The organism is Streptomyces sp. NPDC001781 (genome assembly GCF_053596035.1).
This window is the reverse complement of the sequence record NZ_JBSFFI010000009.1, coordinates 127,825-144,407: the sequence shown is the minus strand read 5'-3', so window position 1 is coordinate 144,407 and position 16,583 is coordinate 127,825. Positions and strand designations below refer to the sequence as shown.

The following is a 16,583-nucleotide window of genomic DNA, read 5'->3' as shown; positions in this document are numbered from 1 at the left end:
ATGCCGATCGACCCGGAGTACCTGCACCTCGTCTACGAGGGCCCCTTCCCCGCGCTGCTCTATGGCCGCAACTCCCGCGACCCGAAGAAGAAGGGCCGCTCCGTCGAGGACCAGCTCGCCGTCGGGCACGCCCTCTGCGACCGCTACAACTGGCCGGTAGCCAAGGTCTTCAAGGACACCGGGCTCTCAGCCTCCCGCCACGCCCGGCAGGAGCGCGACCAGTTCGAGGCCCTGCTGGACGCCATCATGGCTGGCGCCGGCCGTATCGTCGTCGCCTTCGAGGCGTCCCGCTACTACCGCGACCTTGAGGCATACATCCGGCTCCGCAACGCCTGCCTTGAGGCCGGCGTACTGCTCTGCTACGACGGCCAGGTCTTCGATCTCTCTAAGCGGTCCGACCGTAAGATCACGGCGCGGGACGCCATCGACGCCGAGGACGAGGCGGAGAGCATCCGCGACCGGAACGTGCGCACCGTCCGGCTCACGGCGGAAGCCGGGCGCCCGCACGGCCGCCTCCCGTACGGCTACGCGCGCCGCTACGACCCGGACACCGGCGATCTCATCGAGCAGTACCCCCACCCCGTTCAGGCCCCGCTCGTACGCGAGGCCATGGAGCGCATCGACTCCGGTGAATCCCTTTACAGCGTCGTCAAGTGGCTGCGCGACACGCCGGAAGCCGCGCGCCCGGACGGCCGCCCGTGGACGGACAAGGCCGTGAAGGATGTGCTCCTCAACCCGACGAACCTCGGCGAGCGGGTCTACCAGGGCAAGGTGATCCGCCAGGCGGTCTGGCGCCCCCTCCCCGGCCTCGCAGGCCCGGACGGCCGGGCCCTGTTCAACCGGGTGAAGGCGACCCTGACGGCGCCCGAGCGGCGCACGCAACGCGACTCACGCGTCAAGCATCTGCTGTCCTGCATCGCCCTGTGCGGGGAATGCGGCGACCACGCCATCCTGGCCTCCACCCACCGCGTCAAGGGCAAGCGCTACTACAAGTGCAAGACCGCGTTCGACACGGGCATGGACGAGGACCGCCTCGACGCCTACGTCGAGGAGGCCATCCTCGCCTGGTTGCGCGACAAGCCACGGGCGCGGGCCGCCCTGATCCCGGACGAGGCGGAGACCGCGTCAGCGAGCGCGGCTACGCAGGAAGAGCTGGCCGGGTACCGGGCCCAGCTTGAGGAAGCCCGCAGCCTGTCCCGGAAGTTCGAGAACGGCCGGCCGCTGCTGTCGGTGCTCTCGCTGTCCGGCATTGAGCGCGAGCTCCTGCCGAAGATCGAGGCCGCAGAGAAGGTGCTGGAGGCGGCCACCGGGTTGTCGCCGGTGATGCAGGAGCTGCTGGCGGCCGCGGACCCGCAGCTGGTCTGGGACGGCCCGCTGACGGAGTCCGGTGAGCCGTCCGGGACCGGGCTGACGCTGGAGCAGAAGCGGGCCGTGATCCGGCAGATCGTCACGATCCGGGTCTACAAGGCCACACAGCGGGGGGTGCGCACGCTGGAGCCCGGACGGATTCGGATGTCGTTCACCGGCGAACCGGGGTTCGAGGTTCAACCGCGTCGTGCTCTCGACTCAGTTCCCGGCCAAGCTGCGGCCCCGGAAGCGGCTGCTTCGGGAACGGAATGAGGTTGGCGGCGGCGGGCGCCGTGGGCTCCGGCTTGAGCGCGCCCGACCGCTCCATCTCGACGCCACACCGGAAGGCATCCTTCTGAACCTGGAGGCGGCGCTCCTCGAACTCCGCCTCCATCGCCTCCCGTTCGGCGGCGAGTCGGGCCGTGTTGGCGGCCCGCTCGGCCGCCACGTCCTTGGTGAGCCGGGACTGCTCGCCCTCGAGGGCCGCCTGAAGCGCGAAGTAGCGGCGCTGTTCCCGCTCGGCCGCCTGACGCGCCGAGGCCAGCTCGGCGCGCTCTCGGCTGGTGTTGATGATCCAGGCGCGCACACGGATGAGAGCGATCAGCGACATGGCCGCGAATACGGCGGACAGTCCGCCCAGGGACATCGCCAGGTCGTCTCTGACGGAGCCGTAGCCACTGGCCCCTAGGCCGATCGCCAGCAACACCGGGCCAACCACCGCCGGAACCCGCCCACTGCTCGTGAGGCTCATCGCCGCACCCCCGTATCACATCTCAGCTGCCGCACCTCCGGAGCCGTCGGAGCCCGCCTCAGGCTCCGTCTTCCTCAGCGACTCGACGAAGCCGACGAAAATCGCCCGACGCACGTCGTCGTTGAAACCGAGACTGTCAGCAGCACTCTCCGGAGTGATCCTGTCGGAGCCTACCTGTGACTGGTCGGATTCGGACAGTGGCTGCTGTGACTCAAGAGCGCTCTTGGGGAAGTGGCCCGCTAGAACGAGCAGCTCAAGGGGGGTCAGTCCGACAATTTCGGCTAGCGCCGGGAAGGTTTGGATGTCCGGAACTGTCTGCCCTCGGAAGAGACGGCTCGCGGTACCTGGGGACATCCCCGTTGCCTCGCTTAGTCGTTGTTGTCGACCGTAGCTGACATAGCCGGCCTCTTCGAGGAGCGGCAGGACGACCGCGAAGAACGACTTCGATCCGAAGTCTTCGCTGGGGTTGAGCCCTGCCGCCCGGAGGCGGGGGGTGATGGCCGCAAGAAACTCGGCTCTGCGGTCCTGGGGGGAGTCCGTCATGTCCCCTGAGAGTACCTGCCTAGGTAGGCAGTAACCACACCCTGCCTCGTGAGGAAGGTTGGCCATTCGGCCACTGACCTGCGTTAACACTGGTCACGCAGGTACTCGAACGTGTGTTCGCCTGAAAAAAAACCCTGCCTCGTGCGATACCTGCCTTGCGAGGCAGGCATTCTCTGTGCCAAAGTCTTCCTCGTGAGGCAGAACCCACCCGCTACCAGCGGAAGGAGGCGAATCCCCGTGTACCAGCTCAACATCCGCAAGTTGCGCGACAAGGCCCGCGAGCAGGGCGACGAAAGCGGCTACGCGATCCAGAAGCGCACCGGCATCAGCGACTCGGCCGTCTACCGAATCCTTCGCGGCGCCGCACAACCTGACCTGATTACGGCGCTCCGACTGGCCGTGGTCTACGACTTCGACCTCCGCGACGTCATGGACGAGACCGACAAGCCCGTCCGGGCGACCGCGTGACCCCCGAGAGGCGCCGCGCGCTCCTCGGTGACGAGGTCATCGCCGCGATCCACGCCCGCGTCGCCGAGGCCCCCGAGCCGACGCTCGAAGTCGTCGAGTCCCTCCGCCGGATTCTCACCCGGCCGACCGGACGCACCGCCGAGGCCGACGCCGCCTGATCTCCCCCTGAACGCGCCGAAGGGCCGCCCGACTTCCCGGCCCGGCGACCCCACGACTCGGCGCCCCTATCAACCAGAGAAAGAAGAGGTCACCGTGACCACTCACCTTACCGACCAGCCGACCACCGGGCAGATGCGGTTCGCCCTGGACCTGGTCCGCTGGTACTCGATCCACTTCCCCGAGCTGCCCGCGGCCTACGTGACGGTGCTCGCCCACCGGTCCCACACGGAGCTCGGCATCCAGACCTCCTCGCAGGCCGCGTTCGAGATGTGGCGCGAGGCCCTTGAGTTCGACTCGGAGCGCACCGAGCTGGTGCACACCAAGGACTCGTCGTGGCTCCAGTTGAACCAGACGGCCTCGCGGTTCCAGGTGCAGGTTCACCTGACCTGCCACGAGGTTCCGCACGTGGCCCCGCGCCCGGTGGACGTCGAGCAGGTGGCGGCATGAGGAACACGACCCGCGACGAGTGGCGCGTGATGGTCACCATCAAGCCTCGTAAGCCCGCCGACCTCGGGTTGACCGGGCTCGACAGCCTCGCCGAGTTCGTCGCCCCGTCCGGCCCGATCACCGTGGCCGTGCTGCCCCGCCGGCTCGGCGCGTTCGGGTTCATCTCGATGAGCGACCGCATGGCGAGCCGCGACGTCGAGGGCGACTACCGGCGCCGCTGCGAGGAGATCGCCGCCGAGCTGCGGCAGCGCCCGCAGGTCGACGAGGTCGAGGTCAAGTGCACCGAGACGCACACGTGCTCGCACTGCGGTGGCGTGTGGGAGGCACTGACCGCCGAGCAGGCGGCCGACTCGACGCACCGGCTGGACGTGCAGTCCGTCGAGGGTGAGCCGGTCTGCTGCGACCGGGCCATCGCCGAGTTCCGTACCGAGCGCGGGATCACCGTGCACGGCGAGGGCGTCGTCGCCTACCGCAACCCCGACAGCCCGGACGTCCTGTTGTGCCGCGAGCACGGCTACGCGTGGAACGAGCTGATGCCGGTCACGTCCGAGGACCTGCCCGACGGCGGTATCTGCACCTACCGGCGCGGCGCCTTCTACACGTGCGGCCGCGATGTCTTGACCGTCAAGGCGGGTGAGCCCGCATGAGCGAGATCGCCCTCGCCATCACCCTCGCCACGCTCGCCCTGTACCTCCTCGGCGGCATCGCCGTGGTCCGGGGGTGCGAGCGATGACCCCGCGCATGCACGACGACGAGCCCGAGGACATGGACATCCCGGACCAGGTCGCCTACGAGGACACGGGCCGCCCGTGGGCCGCGCGAGCGATCAAGCACCCGTCGCACGCCGCCACCCGCCGCCACTTCGCGGCCAACCCGCTGCCCGTGCAGCAGAACAGGCGGCCCGCGTGAGCGCCCGATCCGACGCTCTGCTCGAAGCTGCGAGCGAGGCGGAGTCCACCATCGCTCTCTTCCCGCAGGACACCGACTGGGGTTCCGCCATCGCGGGCGCCATGGAGGGGCTGGCCGACCGGCTGCGGCGCATGGCTGGCAAGGACGAGGCCGAGGAGCAGAGCAGCCGCCCGGCGGCCGAAGCCACTCCCGAAGGCCCCCGCCGCCGACACCAACTCCTCACCCTCATGCGGGACCAGGGCGGCCGCTGGAAGAGCGGCACCGTCATCGCCGCCTACCGCCAGCTCGGCTACGGCCACGGCAAACGCTCCGCCCAGTTCGACCTCGCGGTCCTCTGCGACCAGGGCCACCTCGCCCGGCACGACGAGCAGGGCGTCCGCTACTACACCGTTCGCGGAGGAACCCGATGAGCCCTCTCACCATCCGCCGGCGCCAGATCGACCACAGGCAGATCGCCGCCGCCCTCCGCGCCCAGCCCGGCATGTGGCTGCCGGTCGGCGAGTACCGCTCCAGCGAGAGCGCGAAGGCCGCCGCCCGCACCATCCGCACGGCCTACCAGAACCCCAACTCCGGGCGCGGCTCGTCCTCGTACGCGCCGGCCGGGTCGTTCGAGGCCCGCACGGAGCTCACCGAGGACGGCACCCGCGTCGTCGCCCGGTTCGTCGGGACCCGCCGCAGCTACCTCCTCGCGCTGCTGGAGGTGTACGGGCGGCCGGTGACGGTGCAGCTCGCCGAGCGGCTGATGTGCGGGTCGCCGTGGCCGAGCGCGGGCCGCAACACCTGCCGGAAGGACCTCAAGTCGCTGGCCGAGCGCGGGTTGCTGACCGCCATGGACGCGGGCGACCGCCGGATCTACCTCCCCCAGACCATCGGAAAGGACGGCCGCTGATGACCGGCCCCCAGCACTACCGCGAGGCCGAGCGGCACCTGTCCGCAGCCTCCTACCTCCGCGAGCCGGACGGACTGCCTACCGACCCGGTCGCCGCCGCCCACCACCTCGGGCTGGCGCAGGTCCACGCCGATCTCGCCAAGGCCGCCGCGACCGCCCTGAATGCCAGCGTCCTCGCCTTCGCCCACGACCTCGGCGACACCCGCGTCACCGAGTGGGACGCCGTGATCGCCAAGACCCCGAAGGGCGATGACCTTGACTGACACCGTGCAGGCCGGGGTGACCACCGCCCCGGCCGCCGGCCGGAAGGTCACCCCCACCGGCCGCCTCATCCTCCCCGCCGACGCCGACCGAGCCGACTGGCTCACCGCCCGACGCTCCGGCATCGGCTCCAGCGACATCGCCGCCATCCTCGGCATCAGCCGCTACGGCAACGCGTTGTCCGTCTGGCACGACAAGACCGGCGGCCTCCCCCTCGACGGCGACGACAGCGAACCCGCCCTCTGGGGCCGCGCGTTCGAAGAGACCGTCGCCCGCGAGTGGGCCCGCCGCAACCGCAGCGTCATCCGCCGCGTCGGCCTCGTCGCCAACATCGACCGCCCCCACGAGATGTGCACCCTGGACCGCCGCGTCCTCGAATGCCCCCTCGCCGACGGCCGCGAGAAGTGCGCCGTCGAGATCAAGTGCCGCGACAAGATGAAGGCCGGACAGTTCCGCCGGGGCGTCGCCGACGACGTCCTCGTGCAGACCCTGTGGCAGGCCATCGTCTGCGGCTTCGACCACATCCACGCCGCCGTCCTCATCGGCGGCAACGACTACCGGCAGTACGTGATCCGCGTCGCCGACCACACCGATCTCGTCGCCGACCTCCGGGCCGCAGGCGAGCGGGCCTGGCAGCAGATCACCGACCGGCGCCCGCCCGTCCTCGCCGACGACGCCGACCCGGACGTCCTCCTCGACCTGTACGAGCGGCTCCACCCCGAGCGCGAGGGCGCGGTCGACATCACCCGCGACGTCGACACGCAGGACGCGATCGGTGACTACCTCGACGCGCACAACGACGTCACCGCCGCCGAGAAGCGGAAGAAGGCCGCGAAGGCCCGCATCCTCGCGGGGCTCGGCGGCGCCGAGGCCGCGACTGTCCTGGACCGCACCTTCGTGAGCCTCGACGAGCGGCGCCGCGAGTACTGCGACACCAAGCGGCTCGCCGAGCGCTGGCCCGAGGCGTACGCCGACTGCGTCGAGGACCGCGTGAACCGGCAGCTCACCATTCCCCGCTCTGTCCGTGAGGAGCACAACGCATGACCACGATCGCTGAGCGGGCCGCGGCTGCCGCCGGCCGCACCCTGAAGACCGACGAACTCCTCGACGAGATGACCGCCGAGCGGGCACCCGAGGAGACCGCCCCGCTGCCGGACCCGATGGCCGACTACGAGCCCGGCGACGACGACCCGGACATGGTCCCGGTGAACATCGCCTGGCTGCGGGTGCGCCGCGAGATCCGCTCCATCGCCAAGGGCCAGAAGTACGAGGAAGGCCGCACCAAGTACAACTTCCGCGGCGCCGACCTCGTCGTCCAGCACTTCGGGCCCGTCACCCTCAAGCACGGCGTGCACGTCCTGCCGGTCAACGTCGCCACGTCGTACGGCGGCAAGCAGACCAAGAGCGGCAGCATGATGCGCGAGTGCACCGTGACCGTCACGTGGCAGATCATGGGCCCGCGCGGTGACACCCTCACCTTGCAGACGGCAGGCGAGGCCCTCGATACCTCCGACAAGTCCACCACCAAGGCACAGACGGTGGCCCTGCGGACGCTGCTGCTGACCGCTGGACTTATCCCCACCGGCGACCGTGACCCGGACGCCGACCGCATCGAGCGCGGCATCGAGGCGCCGGCCCGCTCGGCCGAGTCGTACCGCGACGAGCTGCTCGACCCGAAGACGTCGCCCGGCCGTATCCAGCAGATCGGCTACGAGGTTTCCAACGCCCGGATGCTCAACTCCCGGGTGCAGAACGAGACCGGCGAGTGGGAGACCCTCGACCAGCTCGGTCAGCGGATCTACCGCGAGCGCACCGGCGGTGGCGAGTGAGCGCCTTCGCCGACGTCCGCAAGGCGGCATGGGACACCGAGACGACGGGCCCGAACCCGCTCGAAGACCGCATCGTCACCGCGGCGTTCATCGTCCGCGGCGGCGACCGCCCGGACCGCATCTTCTCCTGGCTGATCAACCCCGGCGTCCCGATCCCGGAGGAGGCCACGGCCGTCCACGGCATCACCGACGCCATGGCCCAGGCCGACGGGCAGGACCCGAAGACCGCCCTCGACGAGATCGCCACCAACCTGGTGCGCGCCATCGAGTGGGGCATGCCGATCATCGCGTTCAACCAGTCGTTCGACTGGACGATCCTGCACCACGACCTGGTGCGGAACGGCCTCCCGACCGTCGAGGAGCGCGCTGGGCTCAACCCGCTGCCCCTGCTGGACCCGCACGTCATCGACAAGCAGGTCAACCGCTTCGTCAAGGGCAGCGGCATGCGGAAGCTGAAGCCGACCGCCGAGCGGTACGACGTCGAACTCACCGACTGGCACACCGCCGAGGCCGACGCCCTCGCCGCGCTCCTCATCACCGAGGCCCAGTTCGCCCGGCACCCGCGCCTGAACGACATGGGCCCGCAGCAGCTGTTCGCCGCGCAGCAGACGTGGCGCTCCGAGCAGCAGGCCAGCCTCCAGACCTGGTTCCGGACGAAGGCTGGCCCGGAGCAGGGCGGCAACCCGAACAAGGTGATCGACGGCTCGTGGCCGCTGATCCCCGCACCCCGGGCCGGTGACGCCTGATGGACACCCAGACCACTGTCGGCGCCGCTTCCCTCATGGGGGCGCTGCTCCTCGCCACCGGCGTCGCCCGCTGGTGGGTGCGCCCGCTCCGTACCAGCGGCCGGCACCGGGCGATGCCCCGGCAGCCCGCGCTACTGCTGCGGCCCGTCGAGGCCATGGAGACCACGGCCGCCCTGTGCTCGACGGAGCGCCGCGTCACCATCCATGCCCGGACCCGGATCACCCGGCAGTTGATCTGCATGGACTGCCGCAACCCCAGCACCGACCCCACCGAGTTCCAGGAGGGCTCGCTGTGAGCACCCTGTTCGACACCGAGGTCCCGGCCGCCACCGCGGCGGCCGGGCCCCGGCCCCGCCCCGCCACCGGCATTCCCCGCGTCATCGGCCTCGACGTCGCCATGGGTATCACCGGGATCGCCGGAGAGGGCTGGACCGACTACGTCAAGGCCAAGGGCTCCAGCCAGCACTCCCGGTTCGAGCAACAGCTGGCCGGGATCGCGGACCACGTCCGGCACGCCGACTTCGTGGTCATCGAGGGCCCCGCCTTCTCCAAGAACAACAACGGAGCCGACGCGCTCAGTGCGATGCGGTGGATGGTCCGCCACGACCTGTGGAAGCGCCGCATCCCGTACGCCGTCGTGAACCCGGACCACCGGATCATGTACGCGGTCGGCACCGCCGCGCCGAAGGCCCCCGACACCGGGCTCCGGCTGAAGGGCATCCCGCTCAAGGCCGTGGTGAGGCAGGCCGTCGCCGACACCTACGGCATCACCACCGAGGGCCCGGCCCGGTACGACGAGGCCGACGCCTACATCCTCATGGCGATGGCCCTGCACTGGCTCGGCCACCCCCTGGCCGTCGTCGGCGACGACCGGCGCCGCGCCCTGGACTCCGTCCGCTGGCCCGACCGTGCGGCGGTGACCGGCCGATGAGCTCCCGACACGACAACGACGCACTGACCGTCATGGACTGGTTCTGCGGCGCCGGCGGCTCCAGCCAGGGCATGCACTCCCTCCCCGGAGTCCGCATGGCCCGCGCCGCGAACCACTGGGAGCGCGCCATTGAGAGCCACAGCGCGAACTTCCCCGACGTCGACCACTACCGCGGCGACATCCGCGAGGCCCCCGTCGACAGGTGGCCCGTCACGGACATCTTCTGGGCCTCGCCCGAGTGCCCGCAGTGGTCCAACGCCCGAGGTAAGAAGCGTGACTTCGACGCCTCCCTCCAGGGCGACCTGTTCGACGGCTTCGGACCGTCTGAGGAAGTCGAGCGGTCCCGCGCCCTCATGGAGGAGGTGCCGCTGTACCTGCGTGGCGTGCAGGAGCGCGGCGGGCTGGTAAAGGCAGGCGTCGTCGAGAACGTCGTCGACGTCCGCGCCTGGGACCAGTGGGACCGGTGGATTGGCGAGCTCCACAAGCTCGGCTACGCGACCCGGGTCATCGCCCTGAACTCGATGCACGCCGACCCGCGCACCGTCCACAAGGCCCCGCAGAGCAGGGACCGCCTCTATGTTGCCTACTGGCACACGAGCCTCGGCCGGACACCGGACTGGGACAAGTGGCTCCGCCCGCGGGCCTGGTGCTGCACCTGCGACCAGTGGGTGCAGGCCGTGCAGCGGTTCAAGCAGCCCGGCCGCGACATGGGCCGCTACCGCCAGCAGTACGTCTACCGCTGCCCGAACACCACCTGCCGCAACCAGGTCGTCGAGCCGGAGACGCTGCCGGCCGCCGTCGCCATCGACTGGACGATCCCGGGCCAGCGGATCGGTGACCGGGCCAAGCCGCTCGCGGACAAGACGCTCGCCCGAATCCAGGCCGGCCTCGACAAGTTCGCCCGGCCGATCACCCTCGAAGCCGCGGGCAACACCTTCGAACGGCGCCCCGGCGTCCGCACCTGGCCCGTCGACGCGCCGCTCACCACGCAGACGACCACGCCCACCAAGGCCGTCGCCTATGAGCCGTTCATGGTCCCGGCGGGAGGAACCTGGCGCAACGATCCGTCGAGCGTCCTGGACCCGATGGCCTGCCGCACCACCCGGGAGAACGACGGCCTGGCGATCCCGCCGCTCCTCGTCCCCGTCGAAGGACGCGACGGCAAGGAACCCGCCTCCGCCCACGCACCGCTCCGCACGCAGACCGCCCGCAACGAGACCGGCCTCGCCTGGCTGCCGTTCATGGTCACCATGCGCGGCGGCGGCGACCAGCTCCGTGGGCGCTCCATCGGCGACCCCGTAGGCACCGTGTCCGCGAACGGCAACCACCACGGCCTGGTCACCCCGGCCATGCCCGCCTTCGTGATGCGGAACAACGGCAGCACCGGCACCGGCGGCGAGCACTGCACCAGCGCCGCCGAGTACCTGCGCACCATGACGACGGCCGGCCACCAGTCTCTGATCACCTGGGAACACCTCCTCGTCCCCTACTACGGGAACGGCAGCGCGAAGACGGTCCGGGAGCCGGTGGGCACGCTCTCCACCCGGGACCGCTACGCCTTGGTGCAGGGCAGCGTCGACATCGAGGACGTCCTCTTCCGGATGCTCGAACCCCACGAGATCGGCCGGGCCATGAGCTTCGCCGACCAGTACATCGTCCTCGGTTCCAAGCGCGAGCGCGTCCGCCAGTACGGCAACGCGGTCACCCCGAACTGTGCCGAGGTCATCGTGGCCGCCCTGGTCGAAGCCATCACCGGCGAGGACATGGACCGGCACACCACCCCGGAACTGGAGGTGGCGGCCTGATGGGCAGTTACCTCCCCTCCGTCGACAGTGCCGTCGCCTGGGCCCGGGAAGCGGCCTGCCAGGGCCTAGACCTCGGCGACTTCTTCACCGAGTCCGACCGCGGCATCGCGCACGCCAAGCGCATCTGCGCCTTCTGCCCCGTCCGCATGGACTGCCTCGACGAGGCCCTGCGCGCCGAGGGCACCAGCCGCTACGGCATCTACGGCGGGCTCACCGCGAAGGAACGCGGCTCCCTGGCCCGGCAACGCAAGCGGGTGACGGCGTGAAGTGCGGCCACTGGATCGGCACCGAGCAGCGGCACTGCGCCACCACCGATGCCGTACGCGAGTACCTCACCGGCCCCTGCTGCCCGGCCCACACCCCGCGCGCCCTACGCGGCCTGCCCGAGGTGCCGCCCGGGCCCGGCATCCCCGCCGGCGCCTGGACCACCCCGTCGCCCCTCAGCGACAGCCGAGTCCACGACGCCAGGGCCATCGCCTCCGGTAAGCGGCGGTCCAACCCCGCCGCCTACCGGGCCGCGCAGGCCGCGGTCGACCACAAGACCAACTGACCGGCGGCCCTTCCCCCCTCGGCCGCCACGGGCCCGCCCCACCCCCACACCACCGGGGCGGGCCCACCACCTCAACCAGAGAAAGGCACCACCCAGATGACCACCCACGTCGACCCCGACACCGGCGAGATCACCGAGAAGGCCCCCGTCGCCGCCTTCCTCGCCAGCCACCTCGCCGGCCGCACCGAGGAAGAGCTCAGCAACGAGTTCCACGCCCTCCTCGACGCCGTCCGCACCCACGGCAAGAAGGGCTCCATGACGATCACCATCGTCGTCGAGCCCCCGGCCAACGGCGTCGACAGCGCGCCCCTGCCGATCGGCGTCGAGTCCGCGGTGAAGGCCCCCAAGCCCACCCCCGTCAAGTCCCTGTACTTCCTCGACGACGACGGCCTGCCCGTCCGTGAGGACCCCCGCCAGATGGCCATCGAGTTCCGCAACGCCCCCACCGCCAAGACCTTCAAGGACGCCTGACCATGACCGAGAACGCCCAGACCATCGTCGACACCGCCCTCCGCGCCGCACCGCCCGCCACCCTGGAAGTCGGCAAGATCCACGCCTTCCACACCGCGGCCGGCGTCAAGACCGTCGACCTCACCGGCCCTGAGCACACCGGCATCCCGCCGAGGAAGACCGGCACCACGACCGTCCGGGACGCCGTCAGCTTCCACGCCTACTTCACCAAGCACGCCGACGCCGACAGCGAGGTTTACGCCGACGCCGACCAGCTCACCGTCACCGCGGTCCTCGACGCCCACACCGACGCCGCCGCCCGCTGGTCCGGCCACCGCCTCCACCTCGCGCTCCGCGAGACCGAGACGTGGAAGCAGTGGACCGGCCGCGACGGCAGGCTGATGGACCAGGAGACGTTCGCTGAGTTCATCGAGGACCACCTCCCCGAACTCCTGGAGCCCTCGGCCGCCGACATGCTGGAGATCGCGCAGTCGTTCCAGGCGACGAGCAAGGTCGAGTTCCAGTCCGCGCAGCGCCTCACCAGCGGACAGCGGCAGTTCCAGTACGTCGAGACCGGCACCACGAAAGCGGGGCAGAAGGGCCAGTTGGCCGTCCCGGAGTCCTTCACGATCGGCCTGATTCCGTTCGAGGGCAGCGAGGGCTACAAGCTCACCGCACGCCTTCGCTACCGGATCGGGGCGAGCGGCCTCCAGCTCGGCTACAAGCTGGACCGCCCCGACGAGATCCGGCGCACCGCCTTCGGTGACGTCGTGAAGGCGATCGGCGAGCAGATCGAGCAGCCGGTCATGAACGGGACCGCAGCCTGATGGCCGGCCGTGGGCGGGGCGGCGCCGACTCCCGCTGCCCCGCCTGCGGCCACCCCCTCCTCGTCCAGTGGGTGGGCCGCACCGCAGCCCTCCAGGCCCGCGTCGACCTCCCCCCACCGGACGAACCCCTGCCGTACGGGCCCGCGCGGGCGGCGAGCACACCCCACGACCTCGTGTGGTGCCTGCCCCGCCCCCGCCACGGCCCCCTCCGGCTCCGCTGGACCCACGCCCGGCACCCGCCGGACTGCCCCCACCAGCACCTGCTCACCCACCGCTGCACCACCGAGCCCAACACGCTCTTCTAGGAGACCGCCCGTGGACAACGTCCGCCACATGCCGCGCGAACAGGCGGACCAGGACGGCCTCAGCTACAGCAGCCCCCACGACGCCGAGGCCGAGCACTGGATGGCCGGCGTCATCATGCACGACCGCACCGCCTACCTCGAGTGCGCCCAGGTCCTCGACCGCGACGACATCTACCTGCCCGCCGTCCGGCTCATCTGGGACGTCGTCGGCGGCATGGTCGCCGAGAACAAGCAGCTCCACCCCATCACCGTCAAGGCCGAGATCGAGAAGCTCAAGCGGCTCGGCGAGGTCGGCGGCGGCGCCCTCCTGCTGAAGCTCGGCAGCGACACCATCCCCGGCGTCATGGCGCAGGCATTCGCCGAGCGGATCGCGGAGAAGGCCCGCGTCCGCCGCCACGACGAGCACGCCAACCGGGTCAAGGCCGAGATCCTGCGCGGCGCCACCGGCGACGACCTCGACAAGCTCAACACCGAGCACCGCCACCTCGAAGAGCGCCGCGCCACCACCGGCCACGGCCCCTCCCACCTCACGAACTCCTTCGTGGACTGGGACCCGTTCTTCGCCACCGACTTCGGCGCCATCAAACTCCTGCCCGGCCGGCTCCTCGCCCCCGGCCAGCAGATCACCATCGTCGGCGACGGCAAGGCGGGCAAGTCCCTGTTCGTGCAGGAGTGGCTGTGGCGCATGGCGTCCGGCCGGGACTTCCTCGGCGACCCGGCGGCCGACCCGATCCCCCTGCTGTACGTGGACGCCGAGAACGGCCACCAGGACATCCAGGAACGCTTCCTGTCCTTCGGCGCCGGCCCCGGCCGCATGGGCCTCATGACCTACGCCTCCTTCCCGCCGATCCGCCCCCTGGACACCGCGGGCGGCGGCGCGGACCTGATGGCCATGGTCAAGGAGTCCGAAGCCCAGCTCGTCTGCCTCGACACCGTGTCCCGGTTCATCTCCGGCCCGGAGAACGAGGCGGACACCTGGCTGAACCTGTACCGGCACACCCTGCTCCCCCTCAAGCGGGCCGGACTCGCCTCCGTCCGCCTGGACCACCTCGGCAAGGACAGCGAGCGCGGCGCCCGCGGCTCGTCCGCGAAGACCCAGGACGTCGACCACGTCTGGGAGTTGCGCGCCCAGGGCGGCGGCCAGCTCCACCTCAAGCGCACCCACACCCGCACCGGCATCGGCCCCGAGCAGTTCTCCCTCCTCCGCCAGGCCCGCCGCGACGGCGACCACTACCAGCCCGGCGGCACCCGGCACGTCCTCATGACGCATGCGGCCGAGCCCGGCGCGGACACCGGGATGGCCGCGATCCCCGGCACGGTGGAGCACATCGTGGCCGCCCTGGACCGCGCCGGCGTCCCGAACGACGCCGGGAACCGGGTCGCCCGCGCCACCCTCGCCGAGCTCCAGATCCAGGCCGGGAGCGGCAAGATCGCGGACGCTGTCCGGCTCCGCAAAGCCAGGTCCGAAAAGCCCGGTTTCGACGTTTCCCCGGAACGTTTCCCGGAGGCGTTCCAGCAGACGTTTCCCGGAAACGTTTCCCGGAACGCATCACAGGACGGTAACGCCGCAGGTCAAACGTTTCCCGGAAACGTTCGGGAAACGCCGGGAACGCCCCCCGTTCCCCCCGGCCCTCCCTCTAAGGGAGGGACGGGGGTGGGAACGCAGGAATCCCAGAGCCCTCAGACCCCCCTCTGCACCGTCTGCGAACACCCCCTCCACGGCTACCGCCTCGACCGCGGATACGACACCTGCCTCGGCTGCGACCCCGAAACCGGCAGCCACCCCGACCGCCCCCAGCACCCCGACACCGACCAGAAAAGGCACAGCGCATGACCGCGCCCACCAATGACCTGACCGCAGCAGAGCGACTGAGGCAGGCGATCGCCAACCACGACTCCGAGAGCCTCCTCGACCTCCTCGACGCCCGCAGAGAGCGCACGATCCGCCGCCTACGCCAGGCCGTCAGGGAGCTGCGCGCCACCAACGAGGCCACGGCCGCCGCCCACGAACGGCTCGCCGCCCACCTCGCATGCCGCAGGACCGACACCACCGCCTGACCAGCACCACCGCCAACCGGCCCACCGCGCCAATCCGGTTCCACCGTCCCCCGCGCGATCCTCCAGCCCAGAAAGGCCACCATGACCCAGCCCGACCCGCTCACCAGCCCGCAGCTCGACCTCGACGCCATCGAGGCCCGCGCCAACGCCGCCACCCGCGGCCCGTGGAAGGGGGAGCTGGAGCTCGCCTCGCCCGTCGTCTACGTCGTCCAGGAGGACGGCACGCTCAGCCCTCTGTGGAACGCCGAGTGGGCGACCGAGGCGGACGGCAGGTTCACCGCGCACGCTCGTGAGGACGTGCCGGCCCTCGTCGATGAAGTCCGCCGCCTGCGCGCCGAGCTGGCCGCGCCCGCCTACCGGGCCACCATCCTGCGCGAGGCCGCCGAAGCCGTGGCCGAGATGGACACCGACCCCAACACGGCGTACGCCGCCCGGCAGTTGCGCCTCATGGCCGACGAGGCCAGCCCGGCCAAGGAGGCCGCCGAGGCGTGCGGGAAGTGCCGCCGCGCTTTCGACCCCGCCGACACCCGGTTCGACGGCCACGGCCGCCACCAGCAGACGCCGTACTGCCGCCGCTGCATCAACCGCTGCCGCGACACGGAGATCGCCGACCACCGGTGCGTCATCTGTGCCTGACCACAGGACCGGCCGCCCCTGCGGTTATCAGGGGCGGCCGGCACCCCGACCCTACCCGCCTTCCGGAAGGACCCACCGCGCATGAGCACACCCATCCGCGACCGCTTCGCCCGCGAGTACGGCATCACCGGCGAGTACGACCTCGCCATGCTCCAGGCCGTGCTGGACGAGCACGCCCACCAGCTCGCCGAGGAGATCCGCAACTCGGAGCAGCTGCGTGACGCGACCGACGACCACATGAGCGACTGCAACATGGCCGCCGACCTGATCGACCCGGGGGCGCAGCGATGAGCCAGCCCAACCCCGACTACTCAGCCCCCTCGCCCTGCCCCACGATCGCCGCCCTCGACGGCACCGAGGAGCCCCGCCCGTGATCATCATCGAAGCCGCGGAAGCGTTCATCGAACTCGGCTGGGCCCTCCTCGCCTGGATCATCGTCCTCTCCGCCCTCGGCACCCTGATCCTCCTCACCACCGTGGCCGTCATCGGCTGGACCATCAGCACCCTCAAGCGGCACGCCGCCCGACTCGTCCACCGCACCCGAGCCCGCGACGACTACGGAGAAGCGGCGTGATCGGCCACGCCCTCGCCGTCGGCATCCTCCTCGCCCCGTTCATCAGCGCAGCCCTGCTCGGCCTCCACCGAGCAGGGCGCGCCGCCCGCAACCGCACC

At 70.9% G+C, this 16,583-nt stretch carries 27 protein-coding genes; 25 read left to right on the top strand and 2 right to left on the bottom strand.

Going from position 1 to position 16,583, the window contains the following annotated elements; all coding sequences use genetic code 11:
- Positions 1 to 1,620 (top strand): recombinase family protein, encoded by a 1,620-nt coding sequence (locus ACWCV3_RS11545; protein ID WP_451221948.1) that lies wholly within the window; start codon positions 1 to 3, stop codon positions 1,618 to 1,620.
- Here ACWCV3_RS11545 and ACWCV3_RS11540 read toward each other — a convergent pair.
- A complete protein-coding gene (locus tag ACWCV3_RS11540) occupies positions 1,520 to 2,098 on the bottom strand; it encodes a hypothetical protein (protein WP_451221946.1) in 579 nt (192 codons plus the stop codon). The genes ACWCV3_RS11545 and ACWCV3_RS11540 overlap by 101 nt on opposite strands.
- A gap of 15 nt (positions 2,099 to 2,113) precedes the next feature.
- A complete protein-coding gene (locus tag ACWCV3_RS11535) occupies positions 2,114 to 2,641 on the bottom strand; it encodes a helix-turn-helix domain-containing protein (RefSeq protein ID WP_451221943.1) in 528 nt (175 codons plus the stop codon).
- Between the two features lie 237 nt (positions 2,642 to 2,878).
- Between ACWCV3_RS11535 and ACWCV3_RS11530 the strand changes: the two genes are divergently transcribed.
- The 24 genes from ACWCV3_RS11530 (at position 2,879) to ACWCV3_RS11415 (ending at position 16,485) form a co-directional block, all read left to right on the top strand.
- A complete protein-coding gene (locus ACWCV3_RS11530) occupies positions 2,879 to 3,109 on the top strand; it encodes a helix-turn-helix domain-containing protein (RefSeq protein ID WP_451221940.1) in 231 nt (76 codons plus the stop codon).
- The gene (locus ACWCV3_RS11525) at positions 3,106 to 3,267 is read left to right on the top strand and encodes a hypothetical protein (protein ID WP_451221937.1); all 162 of its coding nucleotides are present in this window, start codon (positions 3,106 to 3,108) and stop codon (positions 3,265 to 3,267) included. The genes ACWCV3_RS11530 and ACWCV3_RS11525 overlap by 4 nt, the downstream gene beginning before the upstream one ends.
- Before the next feature lie 94 nt (positions 3,268 to 3,361).
- Positions 3,362 to 3,715 carry a hypothetical protein gene (locus ACWCV3_RS11520; protein ID WP_451221935.1) on the top strand — a complete coding sequence of 118 codons (354 nt, stop codon included), beginning with the start codon at positions 3,362 to 3,364 and terminating at the stop codon, positions 3,713 to 3,715.
- The gene (locus ACWCV3_RS11515; RefSeq protein WP_451221932.1) at positions 3,712 to 4,362 is read left to right on the top strand and encodes a hypothetical protein; all 651 of its coding nucleotides are present in this window, start codon (positions 3,712 to 3,714) and stop codon (positions 4,360 to 4,362) included. Before ACWCV3_RS11520 ends, ACWCV3_RS11515 begins: the two co-directional genes overlap by 4 nt.
- Positions 4,363 to 4,444: 82 nt before the next feature.
- Entirely contained in the window at positions 4,445 to 4,624 is a 180-nt protein-coding gene (locus tag ACWCV3_RS11510) for a hypothetical protein (RefSeq protein WP_451221929.1), read from the top strand.
- A complete protein-coding gene (locus ACWCV3_RS11505) occupies positions 4,621 to 5,034 on the top strand; it encodes a hypothetical protein (RefSeq protein ID WP_451221926.1) in 414 nt (137 codons plus the stop codon). The genes ACWCV3_RS11510 and ACWCV3_RS11505 overlap by 4 nt, the downstream gene beginning before the upstream one ends.
- A complete protein-coding gene (locus tag ACWCV3_RS11500; RefSeq protein WP_451221923.1) occupies positions 5,031 to 5,513 on the top strand; it encodes a hypothetical protein in 483 nt (160 codons plus the stop codon). The genes ACWCV3_RS11505 and ACWCV3_RS11500 overlap by 4 nt, the downstream gene beginning before the upstream one ends.
- A complete protein-coding gene (locus tag ACWCV3_RS11495) occupies positions 5,513 to 5,776 on the top strand; it encodes a hypothetical protein (RefSeq protein ID WP_451221920.1) in 264 nt (87 codons plus the stop codon). Before ACWCV3_RS11500 ends, ACWCV3_RS11495 begins: the two co-directional genes overlap by 1 nt.
- Positions 5,769 to 6,818 carry a YqaJ viral recombinase family nuclease gene (locus tag ACWCV3_RS11490; RefSeq protein ID WP_451221917.1) on the top strand — a complete coding sequence of 350 codons (1,050 nt, stop codon included), beginning with the start codon at positions 5,769 to 5,771 and terminating at the stop codon, positions 6,816 to 6,818. Before ACWCV3_RS11495 ends, ACWCV3_RS11490 begins: the two co-directional genes overlap by 8 nt.
- Positions 6,815 to 7,603 (top strand): ERF family protein, encoded by a 789-nt coding sequence (locus ACWCV3_RS11485; RefSeq protein WP_451221914.1) that lies wholly within the window; start codon positions 6,815 to 6,817, stop codon positions 7,601 to 7,603. Before ACWCV3_RS11490 ends, ACWCV3_RS11485 begins: the two co-directional genes overlap by 4 nt.
- Positions 7,600 to 8,349, top strand: coding sequence for an exonuclease domain-containing protein (locus ACWCV3_RS11480; RefSeq protein WP_451221911.1), 750 nt, complete (start codon positions 7,600 to 7,602; stop codon positions 8,347 to 8,349). The genes ACWCV3_RS11485 and ACWCV3_RS11480 overlap by 4 nt, the downstream gene beginning before the upstream one ends.
- Positions 8,349 to 8,645 (top strand): hypothetical protein, encoded by a 297-nt coding sequence (locus ACWCV3_RS11475; RefSeq protein ID WP_451221908.1) that lies wholly within the window; start codon positions 8,349 to 8,351, stop codon positions 8,643 to 8,645. Before ACWCV3_RS11480 ends, ACWCV3_RS11475 begins: the two co-directional genes overlap by 1 nt.
- Positions 8,642 to 9,280, top strand: a complete 639-nt coding sequence (locus ACWCV3_RS11470; protein ID WP_451221905.1) for a hypothetical protein — start codon at positions 8,642 to 8,644, stop codon at positions 9,278 to 9,280. Before ACWCV3_RS11475 ends, ACWCV3_RS11470 begins: the two co-directional genes overlap by 4 nt.
- Positions 9,277 to 11,085, top strand: a complete 1,809-nt coding sequence (locus ACWCV3_RS11465; protein WP_451221902.1) for a DNA cytosine methyltransferase — start codon at positions 9,277 to 9,279, stop codon at positions 11,083 to 11,085. The genes ACWCV3_RS11470 and ACWCV3_RS11465 overlap by 4 nt, the downstream gene beginning before the upstream one ends.
- The gene (locus ACWCV3_RS11460; protein ID WP_451221899.1) at positions 11,085 to 11,351 is read left to right on the top strand and encodes a WhiB family transcriptional regulator; all 267 of its coding nucleotides are present in this window, start codon (positions 11,085 to 11,087) and stop codon (positions 11,349 to 11,351) included. Before ACWCV3_RS11465 ends, ACWCV3_RS11460 begins: the two co-directional genes overlap by 1 nt.
- Positions 11,348 to 11,635, top strand: coding sequence for a hypothetical protein (locus tag ACWCV3_RS11455; protein ID WP_451221896.1), 288 nt, complete (start codon positions 11,348 to 11,350; stop codon positions 11,633 to 11,635). The genes ACWCV3_RS11460 and ACWCV3_RS11455 overlap by 4 nt, the downstream gene beginning before the upstream one ends.
- A 96-nt stretch (positions 11,636 to 11,731) precedes the next feature.
- Positions 11,732 to 12,106 (top strand): hypothetical protein, encoded by a 375-nt coding sequence (locus tag ACWCV3_RS11450; RefSeq protein WP_451221893.1) that lies wholly within the window; start codon positions 11,732 to 11,734, stop codon positions 12,104 to 12,106.
- A 2-nt stretch (positions 12,107 to 12,108) separates the two neighbouring features.
- Positions 12,109 to 12,912 carry a DUF2303 family protein gene (locus ACWCV3_RS11445; RefSeq protein WP_451221890.1) on the top strand — a complete coding sequence of 268 codons (804 nt, stop codon included), beginning with the start codon at positions 12,109 to 12,111 and terminating at the stop codon, positions 12,910 to 12,912.
- Entirely contained in the window at positions 12,912 to 13,217 is a 306-nt protein-coding gene (locus ACWCV3_RS11440; protein ID WP_451221887.1) for a hypothetical protein, read from the top strand. Before ACWCV3_RS11445 ends, ACWCV3_RS11440 begins: the two co-directional genes overlap by 1 nt.
- A 10-nt stretch (positions 13,218 to 13,227) precedes the next feature.
- Positions 13,228 to 15,051: an AAA family ATPase gene (locus ACWCV3_RS11435; protein WP_451221884.1), complete on the top strand. Its 1,824-nt coding sequence runs from the start codon at positions 13,228 to 13,230 to the stop codon at positions 15,049 to 15,051.
- Positions 15,048 to 15,275: a hypothetical protein gene (locus tag ACWCV3_RS11430; RefSeq protein ID WP_451221882.1), complete on the top strand. Its 228-nt coding sequence runs from the start codon at positions 15,048 to 15,050 to the stop codon at positions 15,273 to 15,275. The genes ACWCV3_RS11435 and ACWCV3_RS11430 overlap by 4 nt, the downstream gene beginning before the upstream one ends.
- An 81-nt stretch (positions 15,276 to 15,356) precedes the next feature.
- On the top strand, positions 15,357 to 15,911 hold the full coding sequence (locus ACWCV3_RS11425; protein WP_451221880.1) for a hypothetical protein: 555 nt from the start codon (positions 15,357 to 15,359) through the stop codon (positions 15,909 to 15,911).
- 81 nt (positions 15,912 to 15,992) lie between these two features.
- Entirely contained in the window at positions 15,993 to 16,202 is a 210-nt protein-coding gene (locus tag ACWCV3_RS11420) for a hypothetical protein (protein ID WP_451221878.1), read from the top strand.
- Positions 16,203 to 16,281: 79 nt separating this feature from the next.
- Entirely contained in the window at positions 16,282 to 16,485 is a 204-nt protein-coding gene (locus ACWCV3_RS11415) for a hypothetical protein (RefSeq protein ID WP_451221876.1), read from the top strand.
- Positions 16,486 to 16,583: the final 98 nt, after the last annotated feature.